Below are 18,590 nucleotides of genomic sequence, written 5' to 3'. Positions count from 1 at the left end.
ATGACATTAAATCTGGTTTGGTTGCCGCTTAATTGACCGATCGCAATTACACTATTGATGAAGATCACATATAATATCGGTCTAGGAATCCCCTAGATCGAGAATCAAAAAATGCGCCTGACCCGCTCTGCTTCACTCCGCATGCGAATTAAGAAAAAAAAGAATAAAACGCGATTTTGGGGGCTGGCATCATTTCGTCGTAATCGACAAATCAATAAAAAACGAACACTTCGCCAGCGGCAAGTACGCATGAGTGCAGAGTACGTCGTTCTTGCCCAGTGTCGTCAGCAAGAAGAAGACTTAAAGCTCGTCGCTTAAACGCCCTTTCCAAATATGCCTAAACTCGAATTAATTTTTGTTGAAACGAGCATCTTGAGGTATCTGAGTATAGAATAGCGCCCTTATTTCAATTCATGTCGTAGAGTTATGGAAACAAGTGCGCTAATTACCCTAGAACAACACCTGCTTGATGAACTTACTTCCCCGCCGTCTGAAGTGCGCCGATTATTTCATGGCCGTGGCCGTTGTTGGTCGGGCTTGGAACAGCTAACGGTTGATTGGCTTGCAGGCCAAGTGTTGGTTTCATTATTCAAAGAGCCCTCTGAAGCGTTTCTTGTTGAGCTGCATCAACGACTGAATACCATAACAACGACTGATACTTGGCGACAAAGTGGTGCGCAATCGCTGTTGCTCCAGCATCGTGATCGTCAAGGTTCACCCATGGAGCTATTGTGGGGTGAAGATCGTGAATACCAAAATGTGGTTGAAAACGGTTTAACCTTTAAGTTGGATTTAGGGCGTAAGCAAAATAACGGATTATTCCTTGATATGCGTTATGGCCGTGATTGGGTTATGGATCATGCTCAGGGGAAACGTGTTCTTAACTTGTTCGCATATACTTGCGGCTTTTCAGTCGCGGCAATTGAAGGTGGCGCCGAGCACGTTGTAAACCTTGATATGGCAAAAGCGGCGTTGACTCGTGGCAGAGATAATCATCATCTGAATAACCATGATTTGAAAAAAGTCAGCTTTCTTGGCCACGAGCTATTTAAATCATGGGGTAAAGTTCGAAAGCTAGGCCCTTACGACATGATTATTATCGATCCACCGTCTTTCCAGAAAGGTAGCTTTGCCCTAACGAAAGATTACCAAAGAATTCTGCGTCGTTTGCCTGAGTTATTGACGGAAAATGGTCAGGTTGTTGCTTGTGTCAACGATCCTTCAGTATCGTCGAACTTTCTAATAGAAGGGATGGCTGCAGAAGCACCTGAACTCGTTTTTGAAAAGCGCCTTGAGAATCCACCTGAATTTAAAGACATCGATCCTGAAGGTGGATTGAAAGTGCTGATATTCAATCGTCAGTAGTCGGGTAGCAACGATATTGTTTGAATTAGCGTAAATTAAAACGCCCAGCGATGTCGCTGGGCTTTTTGGTATTAGGGAGCACCGTTTGCATTAATTCGCCATTTCAGCGCAAAACTCACTATGGACAATTTCCTGAGCCATAGTGCGACCACGCATGTCCATGATCACGATGTTATAATTAACGCCTTCACTAACGAGTGGGCTGAGCTCTGCACTATTGCAATAGCTTATAGCGGCACTCTTTGCAGCTTGGGTTGGTGGTGTTTTGCCGCCACCACCGTATAAGATAGTAATTTCAACTGTCTTTTCTCGAGCTTGAGCCTTCATGATTTTATATTCATCAATCATATCGTAAGGTGCACGATTATTGATTGCAGCCGCCCGGCTGTCAGCGAGTGCTCTTATCGCATCATCTTGAGCGTTTGAAGCACAACCTACCATCAAAAGTAGGGTTAAGCATGCCATCGTTCGTTTAAGCATAATGTGTGTCTCTATGGCTGCTATGGCAGCACTTTCTTGAAGGGTTTAACAATTACCTTGTCATAAACACCAGCTTCAATATAAGGATCAGCGTCAGCCCAAGCTTGCGCATCTTCTAGGGAATGAAATTCAGCGATAACCGTTGAGCCTGTAAAGCCTGCTTCACCTGGGTTCTCGCTATCGATGGCTGGCATTGGACCAGCAACGAGTAATCGACCTTGCTCTTGTAAAGCTTTTAGGCGCTCAAGGTGCTTGTCACGAACACTTAGACGACGCTCTAAGCTGTTTTCAACATCTTGAGAAAAAATGACGTACCACATGAATTGCTATCTCCTTATATGGCCAATAGGCAGAAAATCGAATGACCTAAGCACTTATGGCTGGCGTTAAAAGGTTATCTTAAAGGAAAAAAAAAGCCCTAACTAGTTGTTAGGGCTTTTTTGCGGAACTTTGCACTGTTCTATACTAATGTATTGCTCGACGGGTCTTATTTTTATACTTTTTTGACAGGGCGGGGGCGACCGTCGCTGTCGATAGCAACATAGTTAAATGTGGCATCGCAGACCATAAAGCGGTCTTCGATCGCTTCTTCTTTGACGGGTTTCACCCACACTTCTAGATCGATACTCATCGAGCTATTACCGATCTTTGTACATTCGCCATAGCAACATACAACATCACCAACTTTGACGGGTTTTTTAAATGTGATACTTGAAACGGAAACCGTCACGATACGTCCGCCGGAGATCTCTTTAGCGAGAATACCGCCAGCAAGGTCTAATTGAGACATAAGCCAGCCACCAAAAATATCACCGTTGGCATTGGTATCGGCTGGCATTGCAAGAGTGCGAAGCAATAGTTGCCCGCGTGGAATATTATTTTTTGATGTCATGTTACGGCTCTGTACTACTCTGAATCTTCTTTAGGCATATGGTGGTAAATATAGCCGCCAGTGGCAAGGGTGAAAATCAAAGTTAGTGCTAAAAGACCAAATACTTTGAAATTAACCCATACATCGAGCGGTAAGCGGAAAGCAATATAGACATTCACAATGGCACAAACAATGAAAAATAGCGCCCATGCAGTATTTATTCGTCGCCAAGCAAACTCGGGTAATGTTATTTCTTTACCTAACATACCTTTTATCAGTGGCTTACCTAGCATTTGGCTGATAATGAGACCTAAAGCAAAAATGGCATAAACAATGGTGACCTTCCACTTAATGAAATTTTCATCATGAAGGAAGATCGTCAGCCCGCCAAACACGGCAACCATCAGAAAAGTAATAACCTGCATCTTTTCCACTTTCTTGTATAGAAACCAGGTTAAGGCGATTTGCACTGCGGTTGCTACAATTAGCGCCCCTGTCGCGACATAGATGTCATGCGTTTTATACAAAATGAAGAAAATAACGAGCGGGATAAAATCAATCAGCTGCTTCATGTACTGGGTATCCTGATATTGGTAAGTGCTTAGTATATCAAGCGCATATCGTTTTGGGGTGTTTATTAAAAAGCCAGTAACTAGGCGCTACTGGCTTTATAACTGTCTGCGTATTTTAGGGCGAGACAGCCATTGTCACTCTACTGGATACCGGTTTACGTCTTATTGCCGCCTGGTGTCGGTACTTCATCAGTTTTCGTCATATTATCGACAATGACAGCACAAGCAGCATCCCCCGTGATATTGAGCGCAGTTCGGGTCATATCAAAGATACGATCAAGTGCAAATAATAGCGGTAGCCCTTCAATTGGGATACCTGCTGCCAGCAACACCGCAACCACAAGGAATGATGGCCCGGGTACACCAGCTTGGCCAACGGCACCTAGCGTCGAAGTAATAATGATAGCGATATAGGCGCTTAGACTCAGGTCAACGTTGAATATCTGGGCAAAGAAGATAGCCACGAGCCCATAATAGATGGCATTCCCGCTCATGTTAATGGTTGCGCCAAGCGGCAATACAAACGATGCCGTTGAATTTTTAACACCAAGCTCTTCTTCACAGACTTCCATGGTTACAGGAAGGGTTGCCATGGATGAGGCTGTTGACAAGGCAACGGCTTGTGGTTTTTTCATCACCGATAAGAATTTTATTGGCGAGGTTTTACTAAAGGCTTTGATTAAGGCTGGGTAGAAGATAAAGCCATAAATCAAAATGGCGATGAGGTATACCATAAAGAGCTTGAATACGACCATTAGCGCATCGAAGCCGAATGAACCAACCGCATCTGCCATCAGGCCGAATACACCAAGTGGCGCAACTTTCATGACCACATTGATCATCCAAACCATGGCATCTACAACGGTATTCACCCCGTTAAGTACAGGGTCGCGACGTTTCTTTTCAATCTTGGATAGTGCAATACCAAAGAACATGCAAAATACAAGAATTTGTATAATGTTGCCCTCGTTCAGTGATTGAAAAATATTGGTAGGGATCATCCCCAATAGGGTCGCCCAAAAAGTCGGTAAGTCCCCCTTATTGGCATAAATATTGGAGAACATGCCTTCAACACCCGCGAGGTTAACACCGACGCCGGGCTCAAAGATCTCACCTAAAAAGAGAGCTAATGAGACGGCAACAGCGGAGGTTAAGCCAAAAAAGCCCAATGTCGCTAAGCCGACTTTTCCTGCGGACTGGCTACTCCCAAGGCTAGCTGAGCCAGAAATGATTGCTACGGCAACAAGAGGAATAACCAGCATCTTTATTAGATGGATAAATATACTGCCGAGAGGCGCAAAGATGCTAGCTGATGGCCCCATCGTTGCCCCAACGAGTGTCCCCACACACATAGCAATAACGACCTGTACGCCGATATTGCCGAACAATCCTTTTTCTTGTAACACCGTTAGATACCTCAGTTTTGCATATTATTAATGTTTGTTTGCCGCTGCATTTTACTGATAATTGTAATTCTTTTTTTGCAGCAGTTTGTGAAAATGTTTTTTACATGTAAATAGGGTTACTTTCAATCATTGTTTTAAAGCATGATAAATCAAGGATGAAACTTATGTTTGTGCTGATTTGACACGGCTCATTAACAAGTTAGCTACTGTAAGGGCAGGCGGCAGGAAGAACTTTGATCTCAGTTTAGTTTTTGTCTTGAGTTGGGATAATGAATATAAAAAAAGCCACACAGAGTGTGGCTTTTTACGTGTAACAGGCTAATACGCTTAGCTTAAGCGTGTTGCCGCTTTCATTTCACTGATGAACTGGTGCATGTTAGTTAGCATTGCATCGTTGTCACTAAGGCTATTTTCAATCACTTTAACAACCGCAGAGCCTGAAATAGCGCCTGCAGCACCGGCTTCAATGGCATCTTTTACTTGTGCTGGTTCTGAGATACCAAAACCAAGCAGAGCGGGTGGTGCATCGTTAGCTTTTAAGCTGTCTAGCAGGTGATTAATTGGCATACCTGCTTTGGTTTCAGCACCTGTAACGCCAGCACGAGATAGCAGGTAGGTATAACCGCTACCATATTGAGACACGGTTTTGAGTGTTGATTCATCCGCATTCGGCGGTGCAATAAAAATAGGGTGGATACCGTATTTTTCTGCCGCAGCACGGAATTCAGCAGATTCTTTAACGGGTACATCTGCGATGAGTACCGAATCAACGCCCGCTTCAGCACATTTTTGATAGAAGGTATCAATACCGTTAGCAAAGACAAGGTTGGCATACATTAGCAAGCCAATTGGCATATCAGGGTACTTAGCACGAATGGTGGCAAGCATATCAAAGCAGACTGAAGGTGTAGTACCTGCTTCTAGAGCACGAATGGTCGCGCCTTGAATGGTTGGGCCATCGGCAAGTGGATCTGAAAATGGAATGCCTAATTCTAGTGCATCAGCACCAGCTTCAACTAATGTCTCAATGATCTTTAGTGATTGCTCAGGATCTGGATCACCGATAGTAACAAAAGGGACAAAAGCACCTTCTTTTTTTGCCGCTAGACGGTCAAATTGTGCTTGATAACGATCCATTATAATGCTCCTTTTGCTTCTAGAATGTCGTGAACAGTGAAGATATCTTTATCACCACGGCCTGACAGGTTTACCACCAATAGCTGCTCTTTCTCTGGGTTTTCTTCAATCATTTTCAGTGCATGTGCCAAGGCGTGAGCTGACTCCAATGCTGGGATAATACCTTCGTTACGCGCCAATGACTGGAAGGCATCTAGTGCTTCATCGTCTGTTACTGCGACATATTCGGCACGACCAATGGCATTCAAATGAGCATGCTGAGGGCCAACTGATGGGAAGTCTAAGCCAGCTGAAATTGAGTAAGACTCTTCAACCTGGCCGTCTTCGTCTTGCATCAATGGTGCTTTCATACCAAAGAAGATACCAAGTTTACCGTGTTTAAGTGGTGCGCCGTGCATGTCGGTATCTAAGCCCTTACCAGCAGGCTCAACACCAATAAGGCCTACAGGGGTTTCGTCGATGAAATCAGAGAACATACCAATGGCATTTGAACCACCACCCACACAGGCAATAACTGCATCAGGTAAGCGGCCTTCTTTTTGCAGGATCTGCGTTTTCGTTTCTTCACCAATGATGTGCTGGAATTCACGAACGATAGTTGGGAACGGGTGAGGACCTGCAGCGGTACCCAGTAGGTAATGCGCTTTATCGTAAGTTGCAGACCAGTCACGCATAGCTTCGTTACACGCATCTTTTAGGGTAGATGAACCTGAATGTACCGGAATGACTTCAGCGCCCATGAGCTTCATGCGGAATACATTCGGGCTTTGGCGTTCGATGTCTTTTGCGCCCATATAAACGCGACATTTTAAACCAAGCAGAGCACAGGCTAGTGCTGTTGCAACACCATGTTGACCAGCACCTGTTTCAGCGATGATTTCATTTTTACCCATTCGTTTGGCAAGCAGTGCTTGGCCAAGTACCTGATTGGTTTTGTGTGCACCGCCGTGAAGTAGATCTTCACGCTTTAGGTACAATTTGGTTTTGGTACCTTTTGTCAGGTTCTGGCATAGCGTTAAAGCGGTTGGACGGCCAGCGTATTCTTTTAACAGAGTTAGGAACTCTTCCTGAAAACTTGGGTCCTGTTGGGCTTCAACGAAAGCTGCTTCTAGTTGATCCAGTGCTGGTACAAGAATTTGAGGGACGTACTGACCACCAAATTCGCCAAAGTAGGCATTTAACTTGCTCATTGTGTTCATTCCTTAATACTTTCTGATAGCCGCGAATGCCGCTTTCAATTTTGATGGGTCTTTTTTACCGGGTTCGCTTTCAACACCAGAATTTAAATCAAGGCCTCGGCAGCCTATATGGGCAGCTTCGTTGGCATTTTCAGGGTTTAGGCCGCCAGCTAACATGATTGATTGCTTATCTGTACTTGGGATCAGGTTCCAATCAAAAGCCACGCCTGTGCCACCAGATTGCTGACCGACTTGGGTATCAAGCAGATGCTTATCGACATGCTCCCAGTTGGCAAAGCTTGGTGCAGTATCTGTAATACCATGAGCTTTCCAGATTTCACAGTCAGCGGACAGGCGAGTTTTTAGGTCTTGAACATATTCTGGACTCTCATCACCATGCAGTTGTACGGCGGCAAGAGACAGCATGTTGGCCGTTTCGACAACGGTGTCTAGTTCGGCATTTTGGAATACGCCTACATAGTTTAGCGGCGCTCCACTCATTACCAAGCGTGCTTGCTCAAGGTCGACAAAACGTGGCGATTTAGCTACAAAAATCAAGCCGCCGTAAATGGCGCCATTTTGATAAACTGCAGCAGCATCTTCCGGACGAGTTAAGCCGCAAACTTTGTTTTCACCGAGTAATACGCGACGAACAGCCAGCTCAATATTGTCTTCAGACATGATTGAGCTACCAATCAAAAAGCCGTTAGCATAGCTTGAAAGATCACGCACTTGCTGGTGGTTGTATATACCAGATTCAGATATCACGATGGTATCTGCTGACAAACGTGGGGCTAATTCTTTGGTACGATTTAGGTCGATACTTAGATCGCGCAGGTTGCGATTATTAATACCAACAACTTTCGCTTTCAGGTTGATAGCACGCTCAAGCTCTTCTTCGTTGCTGACTTCGGTCAAAATACCCAAATCAAGCGACTGAGCGACAGCTGCTAGCTCAAGATATTCTTCGTCATTTAGAACTGAAAGCATCAGCAAAATGGCATCTGCCTGGTAATGACGAGCCAGGTAAACCTGGTAGGTATCAATCATGAAGTCTTTGCAAAGCACTGGCTGCTTAACTTGACCACGCACTTGCGGTAAAAAGTCAAAGTTTCCTTGGAAGTACTTCTCGTCGGTCAGGACTGAAATGGCACTGGCATGGTCGTTATAAACCTGAGCGATGTAATCCAAATCGAAATCATCACGGATCAAGCCCTTCGATGGTGAGGCTTTTTTACATTCAAGAATGAAAGCTGCGTTATCACCAGAAAGTGCTTGATAGAAGTCACGATCAGAAGGCGTTAGGCCATCTTTGAACGTTTCAAGCGGTTGCTGCTGCTTGCGTTCTGCAACCCAAATACGTTTGTCGTCGACAATTTTAGCTAGAACAGTTTCCATGATTACCCTCGTGCAGCCAGTTGACCAACAAGCTCGTAAGCTTTGCCAGATTGCATCACATCAACGGCTTTTTGTGTGTTTGCTTTTAGATCTTCGTTACCAAATAGGCGAAGGAGTAATGCGACATTTACTGCGACAGCGCCTACTTGAGCTTCCGTCCCTTTGCCTGTCAGAATATCAGTAATGATTTGGCGGTTCTCTTCTGGCTCGCCACCTTTAATTGCTTCAAGTGGGTGAGTGTTCAGGCCAAAATCAGCTGGCGTCAGAGTGTACTCTTTGATTTCACCGTCAATGATTTCAGCGACGGTGGTTTCACCGTGAATCGCCACTTCATCTAGGCCGCTACCGTGTACAACCGCCGCACGCTTCATACCCATTGTTGCCATGGTTTCAGCAATTGGACGAACCAATGATTTGTCATACACGCCCATTAGTTCGATGTTTGGACGTGCTGGGTTAATTAGAGGCCCAAGTACATTGAAGATAGTGCGGGTTTTGAGGGTCTGACGCACAGGCATCGCATGGCGGACACCGCCGTGGTACTCCGGTGCGAAGAGGAAACAAACCCCAAGGTCGTCAAGTGCTTCACGTGCCGTTTCTGGCTTCATTGCCAAGTTGATGCCGAATTTATCCAGTAGATCCGAAGAGCCAGATTTGCTGGAAACACCACGGTTGCCGTGCTTGGCAACTTTGATGCCACACGCTGCGGCAACAAATGCTGCGGTGGTTGAAATATTAATGGTATTGGCGCCGTCACCACCGGTCCCGACAATGTCTGCGAAGTCATAGTCAGGGCGCGGGAACGGGTTGGCATTGGCTAATAGCGCTTTTGCAGCACCCGCGATCTCTGCCGGTGTTTCACCTTTGATTTTCAGCGCGGTGAGTACCGCGGAAAGCAAAATTGGCTCAACGTCACCTTTGATGATTGCGTCAAACAGTGTTTGGCTTTCGTCTTGTGTTAAAGCTTGTTGGTCATACAGTTTATCTGCAATGGTATAAATGGTCGCGTCCATAATCTTTTCCCTAAAATTCGTTGCTATCAGGCCTGAGTGTTTGTCGCTGGGGTGGTCATTACCCAGTTCAAGGTGTTGGTGAGTAACTGTGCCCCTTGGGTCGTTAAAATCGACTCAGGGTGGAACTGATAACCGCAAACACGATCGGCGTCATTGGTTACTGCCATGACCAAACCATCGACATCGGCGATGACTTGCAGGCTTGACGGTACTTCCTTTGCAACCAGAGAGTGATAGCGAGCAATTGACAGTGGGCTTGGTAAATTGCCAAATACCGTGTGGCCGTTATGGCTCATCATTGCAGACTTACCGTGAACAATATCACCAGCACCAGCTACTTTACCGCCGTAGGCTTCAACAATGGCTTGGTGACCAAGGCAAATACCAATCATTGGTACTTTTCCTCGAACCCGCTTGATCAGCTCGGGCATACAGCCTGCATCCGCAGGTGCGCCTGGCCCAGGTGAAAGTACCAGTACAGGGTTGTTTTTTTCTGCTAGCGCTTGTTCCATCTGCTCGACCGTTAGGCTGTTACGGTAAATAGTGACCGGAAAGCCTAGTGAGCGGAACTGATCAACCAAGTTATAGGTAAAAGAGTCAAAGTTATCGAGTAGGACAATGTGTGCGTTGTTCATTTCTTTGCTCCCTTACAGTGTTTTGGTCGAGTTTGGCACTGTGTGTGCTTTGCGGATCGCGGTAATAACGGCTTGCGCTTTACCTCGGGTCTCATCAGCTTCTGCCTGAGGTATCGAATCGTATACCACGCCAGCGCCTGCTTGCACGCTGGCTACGCCATTCTCAACATAGGCTGAGCGGATCACTATACAGGTATCCATATCCCCGTGCCCTGTTAGGTAGCCAACGGCACCACCGTAACTACCACGACGACGTTGTTCAACATCGCGGATTAACTGCATTGCGCGGATCTTAGGGGCGCCAGTTAATGTGCCCATATTCATGCATGCCTGATAGGCATGCAGGGCATCTAAATCACCACGCAATTGACCAACCACGCGAGAGACAAGGTGCATGACATGGCTGTAGCGGTCAACTTGTAGCAAGTCAGCGACATAGCGAGTCCCTGGTTCGCTGATACGTGCCACATCGTTGCGCGCCAAATCAACCAGCATCATGTGCTCGGCATTTTCTTTCATGTCGCTGCGCAGCTCAAGTTCAATACGGCCATCAAGGTCAAGGTTGATTGAACCGTCTGCATTTTTACCGCGATGGCGTGTGCCTGCAATTGGATAGATTTCAATTTGGTTGCTTTCGGTGCAGTATTTCAATGCACTTTCAGGTGATGCACCGAAAAGGGTGAAATCAGCATCTTGCAGGTAGAACATGTATGGGCTTGGATTGCCGATTTTTAGTTCTTTATAAGCAACCAATGGAGATGGGCACGGCAGTGTAAATTGGCGCGAAGGTACAACTTGGAATACATTACCACTGACAACATGCTTTTTAAGATCGAGCACCTGTTGGCAGAAGTCTTCATCACTTACGCTTACCTGCGGCTCACAATTATCAAGTAACTCTGCTGCTGGCAATGGCTTAGGCTCAAGGCAGGCTTCTTTAATGTGTTGCAGGCGGCGGCTTAATTCGAAGTAGCTGGCAGTGTATTCATCGCCACCAAACAGTGTTGCTTGCAGCTTTCCTTTACGGCGCTGGTGGTCGATAACCAATAAGGTTTCAGCAATATAGAAAAGATAATCTGGACAGCGATTATCTTGAGCCACATTAGGCAGTGGTTCAAAACTGTCTACTACGTCATAGGCGAACAGCCCGCCCAAAAAGAGTGCTTCGCGTGGGTGTCCTGCAATATTAAAAGCATGCTGGATCAAACGCAGCGCATCAAACGAAGAGGTTTGACGCAGGCGACTGTCTTCGTCAAGCGCGCGTTCTGCTGATGGAAAATCCAAAACAAGGCATTTGGTTTCACGAGAAACCTGAATGTCTGTTGGCATTTTTCCTTCAAGGGTCTGTAGTACATTTAGGCCGTTGTCGGTCAATGCTTCAAGGCGTACTTGTTTACCGCGACATACAATGCGCACAGCGGCATCGACGAGCATCAGGCTTTTTAGATCTTGTTTAGAGTCGATTTCAGCCGACTCTAACAATAGGTTATGTGGTCGGTCACCACAGACGGAGTAATACAACTCCGTCGGGTCCGCAACATAGGGGACGTCTAGGCTCAGTAGTTCTAACTCGCCAGCGTCTAGTGGGGTAGTGTTCACAGCGTTCTCCCTGCCGCTTCTACAAACGGTTTTAACTCTTGCATCAACTGCTCAAACATTGGACCGGTTAGTGCTTGGTGACCATCCGATAAGGCTTCACACGGGTTAAGGTGCGATTCGACAATGATACCATCTGCACCAACGGCTGCAGCTGCTCGTGAAAGTGGGATCACTAATTCACGAACGCCTGTGCCATGGCTTGGGTCAACGACCACTGGCAGGTGGGTACGTTGCTTCAAATAAGCGACGGCATTTAAGTCCAATGTATTACGTGTTGCTGTTTCATAAGTGCGGATACCACGCTCACAGAGAATAATATTTGGATTTCCTGCATCGTAGATATATTCCGCCGCTAGTAACAGCTCCTCGATAGTGGCTGAAAGTCCACGTTTGAGCAAGACTGGTTTCTTACTTTCTCCCACGGCTTTGAGCAAGGCGTAGTTTTGCATATTACGGGCGCCAATCTGTAGGCAGTCAACATATTCACACATTGAATCCATTTGGCTGACTTCCATGACTTCTGAGACCGTTGGAATATTGAGTTGCTGATTTGCTTTTTGTAACAATTTCAAGCCTTCAACGCCCATTCCTTGGAAGTCATATGGGCTAGTGCGCGGCTTATAAGCGCCGCCACGTAGCGCAACAGCACCGTGTTTTTTAACGACTTCAGCCACTGACAGTAGTTGCTCTTCAGACTCAACCGAACAAGGGCCAGCGATAACAGCAAATTTGTCACCACCCACTGAGGCATTACCGAATCGAACAACGGTATCGTGAGCTTGTACTTCACGGCTTACCATTTTGTACTTGGTTAAAATAGGTTTAACCGTCTCGACGCACGGGTAAGCATCAAGGTGAAGCTGATTAAGTACACGTTCATCCCCAAGCGCACCTAGCACGATACGTTCAACACCAGGCATATAAAGTGGCTTAAGGCCAGCAGTTTCAATACGAGCCAGAATTTCTTTTGCTTGCTCTTCTGTCGCGTTTGGCTTTAGTACGATAATCATAATCTTTCCTTTTTACCCATGCGTTAGTGTTTTCGTCTGATAACGCACCGAGCTGAATTTATTTGTCTTTTCGATAGTTCAATCGAAAAATTAATCGGTTATTTGAATCTGGGTATAAAAAAACCCGCACATTGGCGGGTTTGTGTTGTCTGGCTGTAGATACAGCAAATCACACCACCCGCGTTGGGAAGTGCCACCACCAAGAGAATAAAGCGCAGAGTTGATGCTGAATTTGCTGTAACATGTAAATATCCTGTAACGTGATTACGTAATGGTATTTAGTAATTGCGTACTAGTAAACTAGTTCACGAACTCAAAGTCAAGAATTTAATTTATGTTGTTTGATTTACATAGCCACACGACAGCGTCAGATGGTCGATTGTCTCCAGAAGAGCTGGTTGCACGCGCTGTTGAGCGTCGAGTCGATATTTTGGCCATTACCGATCATGATACGGTTGCAGGCCTTAGCGCTGCCGAGCAGGAGATCAAGGCAAAAGATTTGCCAATCACGCTTATCAAAGGTATTGAAATATCGACACTTTGGCGAAACTTTGATATTCACGTTGTTGGTCTGAATATCGATCCTGAGCACCCGGCGCTGACACAGTTAATTGCAGAGCAACTTGCGCGTCGAGAAGGCCGCGCGCAACGTATTGCGGAGCGTTTAGAAAAGAACCGTATGCCAGGCGCGTATGAAGGGGCCAAGGCAATTGCGAATGGTGCAACGTTAACGCGTTCACACTTTGCTCAGTGGATCGTCGAGCAAGGCTACGCTAAAACTATGCAGGCTGTGTTTAAGAAGTTTTTGACCCGTAATAACCCAGGCTATGTTCCACCCGATTGGTGCTCCATTGCCGAAGCAGTTGAAGCAATACACCTTGCGGGTGGACAAGCCGTGCTTGCACATCCGGGGCGCTACGGAATGACCGCGAAGTGGATAAAACGCTTGCTTACATCGTTTGTTGAAGCAAATGGCGATGCAATGGAAGTTTCACTGCCACAACAATCACCTCAAGAAAGGCGTTTGTTGGGTGATTATGCTATAGATTATCAATTACTTGCTTCACAAGGCTCTGACTTTCATTATGCCTCTCCATGGACCGAACTTGGACGTAACTTATGGTTACCAAAAGGTGTGACTGAGGTCTGGCAGAATTGGAATGTTGAGAAAAAACGCATTGAAGGGGAAGTCGTGAATATATCGGCAGAATAATGGTTTACCGATATCACTTCCATTGGAGGATAAATGAGTCAGTATTTTTATGTTCATCCAGAAACACCACAGGCTAGGCTGATCAATCAAGCTGTAGCGATTATTCGTGACGGTGGGGTGATTGTTTACCCAACCGATTCTGGTTATGCATTAGGTTGTCAGTTAGAAAATAAAGCGGCATTAGAGCGTATTTGTCAGATCCGTCGCCTTGATGATAAGCATAATTTCACTTTGCTATGCCGTGATCTATCGGAGCTGTCGCTGTATGCCCGTGTTGATAACACCGCCTTTAGATTATTGCGTAACAATACACCGGGCGCTTATACGTTCATCTTCAAGGGGACAAAAGAAGTTCCTCGCCGCTTGATGAACCCAAAACGTAAAACTATTGGTATTCGTGTTCCTGACAACGCTATCGCGTTAGCATTACTCGATGCTTTAGGTGAGCCAATGATGTCAACATCATTGATATTACCAAAGAGTGATATTGCAGAAGCCGATCCTGAAGATATTCGCGATAAACTTGAGCACGCTGTTGATTTGATTATTAACGGTGGTTATTTAGGCGAGCAGCCAACAACCGTGATTGATTTTAGCAATGATGAAATGGTCATTGCGCGAGTAGGCGCTGGTGACCCATCACCCTTTGAATAATTCTATTTGCCATTAGTTGTATGCCAAAGGCGGGAATTTAGTGATTATCTGGTGTTGTTTCGCCTTTTAGGTGGTAAGTACGCTAAGCTTTTGGCATAATCCGCGGTCGCTTTAAGATGGCTTAAAGTGTGATGATGTTTCGACGCCTGTGAAGGCGACAAAGGTTTGTCTGATGAGTGAAAAATTACAAAAGTTATTGGCACGTTCAGGTCAGGGGTCTCGTCGTGAGATCGAATTAATGATCCAAAACGGCCGTGTAAGTATTGACGGCAAAGTGGCTAAGCTAGGGGATCGTCTTGACGACCTAAGCGTAACACTGCGTATTGATGGTCATAAAATTGACTTGGTAGCATCTTCTGATGAAGTCTGTCGTGTACTGGCTTATAACAAACCAGAAGGCGAACTGTGTACCCGTCACGATCCTGAAGGTCGTCGTACTGTATTCGATCGTCTACCGCGTCTTAATGGAGGCCGTTGGGTTTCTGTTGGTCGTCTAGATGCAAATACCGCTGGTCTATTGCTATTTACTACTGATGGTGAACTGGCAAACCGTCTGATGCACCCAAGTCGTACTGTTGAGCGTGAATACATGGTACGTGTATTCGGTGAAGTAACAGAAGACATGGTTCGCAACCTTGTTAAGGGTGTGAAGCTAGAAGATGGTATGGCACGTTTTGAAGACGTGGTATACGCTGGTGGCGAAGGTATGAACCATACTTTCTACGTTGTCTTAACGGAAGGTCGTAACCGTGAGGTTCGTCGTCTGTGGGATTCACAAGGCGTAACAGTAAGTCGACTAAAACGTGTTCGTTACGGTGACATCTTCTTAACCAAAGACTTGCCTCGCGGCGGTTGGATGGAGCTTGAACTGAAGGATGTAAACTACCTTCGTGAAGCGGTTGAGCTTGAGCACGAAACGAAAACTGAACTGACAGTTGAAGGCCAGAAGCGTAAGCGTGGTGTTCGTCAGATCCGTCGTGCTGTTCGTCGTCATGAAGAACGTGTGACAGATGAAGCTGGCAGTAAGCGTGGTCGTCGTGGTGGTCGTCAACAAGATACCCGTCGTTCTTCTACGCGTAATAACGAAGCTGAAAGTACAACAACTGGTTCAGGTCGTCGCAAAAAACCGTCAGGTAATGCAACGAACCGTCGTAACCCGCTGAAGAACAAACCTGCTAAGCCACGTACACGTAAGTAATTACAGAATGTGAAGCAGTTTTAGTTTCTATGAATAGTTAAAAAGCAGCCTGATGGCTGCTTTTTTTATGTCAAGACGTCACTGAATGAGGCGATTAGCTAGCAGAACCTGGCTTGCGCTTTGGTTGAGCATCAATGCATTGGCCGTTGACATCTTTGCTTGCTGGCCCCATTAAATAGAGGTAAAGCGGCATAATGTCTTCCGGTGTCTTCAGTAGGTTTGCATCTTCTGCGGGGAAAGCCTTTGCACGCATCCCGGTACGAGTACCGCCTGGGTTAATGGCATTGACACGCACTGCAGTGTTGCTCATTTCATCGGCAACGATTTGCATCATGCCTTCAGTCGCAAACTTAGACATTGAATAAGCTCCCCAGAAAGATCGTCCCTCATGACCCACCGTTGAAGAGGTAAAGATGATACGTCCATCCGGTGATTTCTTCACCAATGGCATGATCGCCTGAGTCATTAAGAACTGGGCTTTAACGTTCACTTGCATGACTTCATCAAAGGTATCTTCACCTAATTGGTCAAATGGGCTTAGTACACCGAGTAGTCCAGCATTATGCAGAACACCGTCAAGACGCCCGAATTGGCCTTCAATGGTTTCAACCATATCGAGGTAGTTTTGTTTGGTTGCCCCCATCAGATCCATAGGGATAATCGCAGGCTGCTTGTACCCCAACGATTCAATGTCATCATATACGGCTTCAAGCTTCGCCACGGTACGGCCAAGCAAAATAACAGTTGCCCCGTGGGCGGCATAGCTGATAGCTGCCTGACGGCCAATTCCTTCACCCGCACCAGTCACTAAGATGACACGATCTTTCAGAGAGTTGTCAGCAATTTGATATTCCACGTATAACTTCCTTATTGGTTTTTTCGTCTGCCCCTAGTATACCCAACTCCCCTTCATTTTCTTGCTTGAAGCTGAATTTATTGAACTGGAAAGGGGATTAGTTTCGGTGATCAGGTAGATTGGCGTAGCAGGATTGGTGACAACTTGGTTACAATGTAAAAACGCCAAAAGATGAGGACTCAACATTGGATTTTTTGTTTGATTATGGGCTGTTCCTAGCCAAAATTGCCACGGTGGTGATTGCGATTGCTAGTATTCTGATTATTGCTAAAAGCTTAAAGGGTCATCATAGCGCCAAAGGTGAACTAGAAGTTACCGACTTAAGTGAGCAGTATAAAAATACAGTACATCAATTAGAGTCTCACTTGTTTGATAAACCGTTGCTTAAAGCACGTGATAAAGCAGACAAGAAAGCAGAAAAAGAAAAGCATAAACTGCGCCAGAATGAAGTGAAGAAAGCGGCTAAAGAAGGCGATTTATCCCATTCGCGCGATCCTCGCTTATTTGTCTTAGACTTCCACGGTAGCCTTGATGCGCGTGAAGTGAATTCATTACGTGAAGAAGTGACCGCTATCCTTGCTGTTGCGATGGAAGGTGATGAAGTATTGCTACGCTTGGAAACGGGCGGCGGCATGGTTCACGGCTATGGCTTAGCATCATCACAGCTTGACCGTTTGAAGGCGGCAGGGGTTAGCCTTACCATTTCAGTTGATAAAGTGGCTGCGAGTGGCGGCTATATGATGGCGTGTGTGGCTGATAAAATTATTTCTGCTCCATTTGCGGTAGTTGGCTCTATCGGGGTGATTGCACAGTTACCTAATTTCAATAAATTGTTGAAGAAAAACGATATTGAATTTGAGCAAATCACGGCAGGTGAATTTAAGCGAACGTTAACGATGTTCGGCGAAAACTCAGACAAGGCGCGTGAAAAGTTCCAAACTGAAATTGAAGAAACACATGGTTTGTTCAAAGATTTCATTGCTGTTCACCGCCCAGATCTGGATCTTGAAAAAGTCGCGACAGGCGAACATTGGTTTGGTAAGCAAGCATTGGAACTTGGGTTAGTTGATGAAATCGGCACCAGTGATGATTTCATTACACAAGCATGTAAAGATCGTGACGTTCTTCAAGTGCGTTATGTACAACGTAAGAAGTTGGCTGAAAAGCTAGCGGGTGCTACGGGTGATGCTGCTGATAACTTATTGTTGAAGTGGATCAGTCGTGGACAGCGTCCAATTGTATAGGTGTGATAATGAACCAGAAATGGGCTCTATTTTCATTTAAAGGCCGAATGCGACGCCGTGATTATTGGCTATATAGTGTGCCAGTTTTATTGGTTTCGTTACCCGTCTTTATTTACAGTTCGCCTGAAAATGTTGCGAATAACCCGATACTCAATCTGTTATCTATGCTGATTCTTGGATTTGTATTTTGGGCTTCGCTGGCGTTGAATATAAAACGGTTACATGACCGAAATAAAAGCGCTTGGTGGGTTATCTTAACCCTACTACCAATTATTGGGCCAATCTTTGTTATTGTTGATTTAGGCATACTTGATGGTACAAAAGGGCCGAATCAATATGGTGACGATCCAAAAGGTCGTGGTGAACCACCATCATCACCAGATAAGCGTCCGGAAGATGAAAGTGATCGTAAAGAGACGATGACAATCGACATGTAATGTTTGATTTATAACATTACATGCGTAAAAACAGCCCCGAAAATGGGGCTGTTTTTTTGTTTATGATAACGTGAATTTTGGTGACAGTTGGTGGGCAAGGTATTTGAACATGTTGAATACAGCGGTTGTTTTTGCTGTTGGTAAGCCGCTGTCATCAAGGAAGTATTCGCCTTTGAATACCAGCACATCATCACGTTGTTCAACAGAGGTGGCGCGCATGCCTTCTTGGTAGGCGTCATGATCTTGGATTAATTGGTTAGCAATCATCAATAATTCTTCGCAAGATATTGTCTTTTTTGTGCTCATGGAATGCTCTCTGGATCT

At 45.6% G+C, this 18,590-nt stretch carries 21 protein-coding genes and 1 other annotated feature; of the genes, 7 read left to right on the top strand and 14 right to left on the bottom strand.

Features of this window, described 5'->3' with window-relative positions:
• Window positions 1–111: 111 nt before the first annotated feature.
• Both L4D09_RS01345 and L4D09_RS01340 read left to right on the top strand, forming a co-directional pair.
• Complete coding sequence (locus tag L4D09_RS01345) at window positions 112–318, top strand: hypothetical protein (RefSeq protein ID WP_428455688.1); 207 nt, start codon at window positions 112–114, stop codon at window positions 316–318.
• A 108-nt stretch (window positions 319–426) separates the two neighbouring features.
• Complete coding sequence (locus tag L4D09_RS01340) at window positions 427–1,365, top strand: class I SAM-dependent methyltransferase (RefSeq protein ID WP_428455687.1); 939 nt, start codon at window positions 427–429, stop codon at window positions 1,363–1,365.
• Window positions 1,366–1,455: 90 nt separating this feature from the next.
• Here the strand turns inward: L4D09_RS01340 and gspS2 are convergent, their stop codons facing one another.
• The 12 genes from gspS2 to L4D09_RS01280 all read right to left on the bottom strand — a co-directional run bounded on the left by gspS2 (window position 1,456) and on the right by L4D09_RS01280 (window position 12,664).
• Window positions 1,456–1,845, bottom strand: coding sequence for a type II secretion system pilot lipoprotein GspS-beta (gene gspS2, locus L4D09_RS01335; RefSeq protein ID WP_428455686.1), 390 nt, complete (start codon window positions 1,843–1,845; stop codon window positions 1,456–1,458).
• A 20-nt stretch (window positions 1,846–1,865) separates the two neighbouring features.
• Window positions 1,866–2,165 carry a YciI family protein gene (locus tag L4D09_RS01330; RefSeq protein ID WP_428455685.1) on the bottom strand — a complete coding sequence of 100 codons (300 nt, stop codon included), beginning with the start codon at window positions 2,163–2,165 and terminating at the stop codon, window positions 1,866–1,868.
• A gap of 173 nt (window positions 2,166–2,338) precedes the next feature.
• A complete protein-coding gene (yciA, locus tag L4D09_RS01325) occupies window positions 2,339–2,737 on the bottom strand; it encodes an acyl-CoA thioester hydrolase YciA (RefSeq protein ID WP_428455684.1) in 399 nt (132 codons plus the stop codon).
• A gap of 14 nt (window positions 2,738–2,751) precedes the next feature.
• Window positions 2,752–3,288 carry a septation protein A gene (locus L4D09_RS01320; RefSeq protein WP_428455683.1) on the bottom strand — a complete coding sequence of 179 codons (537 nt, stop codon included), beginning with the start codon at window positions 3,286–3,288 and terminating at the stop codon, window positions 2,752–2,754.
• Window positions 3,289–3,443: 155 nt separating this feature from the next.
• Window positions 3,444–4,709, bottom strand: a complete 1,266-nt coding sequence (locus tag L4D09_RS01315) for a dicarboxylate/amino acid:cation symporter (protein ID WP_428455903.1) — start codon at window positions 4,707–4,709, stop codon at window positions 3,444–3,446.
• A 312-nt stretch (window positions 4,710–5,021) separates the two neighbouring features.
• Window positions 5,022–5,831: a tryptophan synthase subunit alpha gene (gene trpA, locus L4D09_RS01310; protein WP_428455682.1), complete on the bottom strand. Its 810-nt coding sequence runs from the start codon at window positions 5,829–5,831 to the stop codon at window positions 5,022–5,024.
• Window positions 5,831–7,021 (bottom strand): tryptophan synthase subunit beta, encoded by a 1,191-nt coding sequence (gene trpB / locus L4D09_RS01305; RefSeq protein WP_428455681.1) that lies wholly within the window; start codon window positions 7,019–7,021, stop codon window positions 5,831–5,833. Before trpB ends, trpA begins: the two co-directional genes overlap by 1 nt.
• A gap of 12 nt (window positions 7,022–7,033) precedes the next feature.
• Window positions 7,034–8,407: a bifunctional indole-3-glycerol-phosphate synthase TrpC/phosphoribosylanthranilate isomerase TrpF gene (gene trpCF, locus L4D09_RS01300; protein ID WP_428455680.1), complete on the bottom strand. Its 1,374-nt coding sequence runs from the start codon at window positions 8,405–8,407 to the stop codon at window positions 7,034–7,036.
• Window positions 8,408–8,409: 2 nt separating this feature from the next.
• Entirely contained in the window at window positions 8,410–9,420 is a 1,011-nt protein-coding gene (gene trpD / locus L4D09_RS01295; protein ID WP_428455679.1) for an anthranilate phosphoribosyltransferase, read from the bottom strand.
• A 26-nt stretch (window positions 9,421–9,446) separates the two neighbouring features.
• Entirely contained in the window at window positions 9,447–10,055 is a 609-nt protein-coding gene (locus tag L4D09_RS01290) for an aminodeoxychorismate/anthranilate synthase component II (RefSeq protein WP_428455678.1), read from the bottom strand.
• A gap of 12 nt (window positions 10,056–10,067) precedes the next feature.
• Complete coding sequence (locus L4D09_RS01285; RefSeq protein WP_428455677.1) at window positions 10,068–11,654, bottom strand: anthranilate synthase component 1; 1,587 nt, start codon at window positions 11,652–11,654, stop codon at window positions 10,068–10,070.
• The gene (locus L4D09_RS01280) at window positions 11,651–12,664 is read right to left on the bottom strand and encodes a bifunctional 3-deoxy-7-phosphoheptulonate synthase/chorismate mutase (protein ID WP_428455676.1); all 1,014 of its coding nucleotides are present in this window, start codon (window positions 12,662–12,664) and stop codon (window positions 11,651–11,653) included. The genes L4D09_RS01285 and L4D09_RS01280 overlap by 4 nt, the downstream gene beginning before the upstream one ends.
• A gap of 114 nt (window positions 12,665–12,778) precedes the next feature.
• Window positions 12,779–12,872: a sequence feature (Trp leader region), on the bottom strand.
• A gap of 126 nt (window positions 12,873–12,998) precedes the next feature.
• Here L4D09_RS01280 and rnm point away from each other — a divergent pair.
• The 3 genes from rnm (at window position 12,999) to rluB (ending at window position 15,729) form a co-directional block, all read left to right on the top strand.
• Entirely contained in the window at window positions 12,999–13,877 is an 879-nt protein-coding gene (rnm, locus tag L4D09_RS01275; protein WP_428455675.1) for an RNase RNM, read from the top strand.
• A gap of 33 nt (window positions 13,878–13,910) precedes the next feature.
• Window positions 13,911–14,531: an L-threonylcarbamoyladenylate synthase gene (locus L4D09_RS01270; RefSeq protein WP_428455674.1), complete on the top strand. Its 621-nt coding sequence runs from the start codon at window positions 13,911–13,913 to the stop codon at window positions 14,529–14,531.
• A 172-nt stretch (window positions 14,532–14,703) separates the two neighbouring features.
• Window positions 14,704–15,729: a 23S rRNA pseudouridine(2605) synthase RluB gene (gene rluB, locus L4D09_RS01265; protein ID WP_428455673.1), complete on the top strand. Its 1,026-nt coding sequence runs from the start codon at window positions 14,704–14,706 to the stop codon at window positions 15,727–15,729.
• 94 nt (window positions 15,730–15,823) lie between these two features.
• Here rluB and L4D09_RS01260 read toward each other — a convergent pair whose 3' ends face one another.
• Window positions 15,824–16,585, bottom strand: a complete 762-nt coding sequence (locus L4D09_RS01260; RefSeq protein ID WP_428455672.1) for a YciK family oxidoreductase — start codon at window positions 16,583–16,585, stop codon at window positions 15,824–15,826.
• Window positions 16,586–16,770: 185 nt separating this feature from the next.
• Here L4D09_RS01260 and sohB point away from each other — a divergent pair, with 185 nt between their 5' ends.
• Both sohB and L4D09_RS01250 read left to right on the top strand, forming a co-directional pair.
• The gene (sohB, locus tag L4D09_RS01255) at window positions 16,771–17,829 is read left to right on the top strand and encodes a protease SohB (protein WP_428455671.1); all 1,059 of its coding nucleotides are present in this window, start codon (window positions 16,771–16,773) and stop codon (window positions 17,827–17,829) included.
• Between the two features lie 8 nt (window positions 17,830–17,837).
• Complete coding sequence (locus L4D09_RS01250) at window positions 17,838–18,266, top strand: DUF805 domain-containing protein (RefSeq protein WP_428455670.1); 429 nt, start codon at window positions 17,838–17,840, stop codon at window positions 18,264–18,266.
• A 60-nt stretch (window positions 18,267–18,326) separates the two neighbouring features.
• Here L4D09_RS01250 and L4D09_RS01245 read toward each other — a convergent pair whose 3' ends face one another.
• Window positions 18,327–18,572 carry a YciN family protein gene (locus L4D09_RS01245; protein WP_428455669.1) on the bottom strand — a complete coding sequence of 82 codons (246 nt, stop codon included), beginning with the start codon at window positions 18,570–18,572 and terminating at the stop codon, window positions 18,327–18,329.
• Window positions 18,573–18,590: the final 18 nt, after the last annotated feature.

The sequence above is a fragment of the Photobacterium makurazakiensis genome, assembly GCF_050336715.1.
Classification (GTDB): Bacteria; Pseudomonadota; Gammaproteobacteria; order Enterobacterales; family Vibrionaceae; genus Photobacterium; species Photobacterium makurazakiensis.
This window is presented reverse-complemented; position numbering and strand designations above follow the sequence as displayed.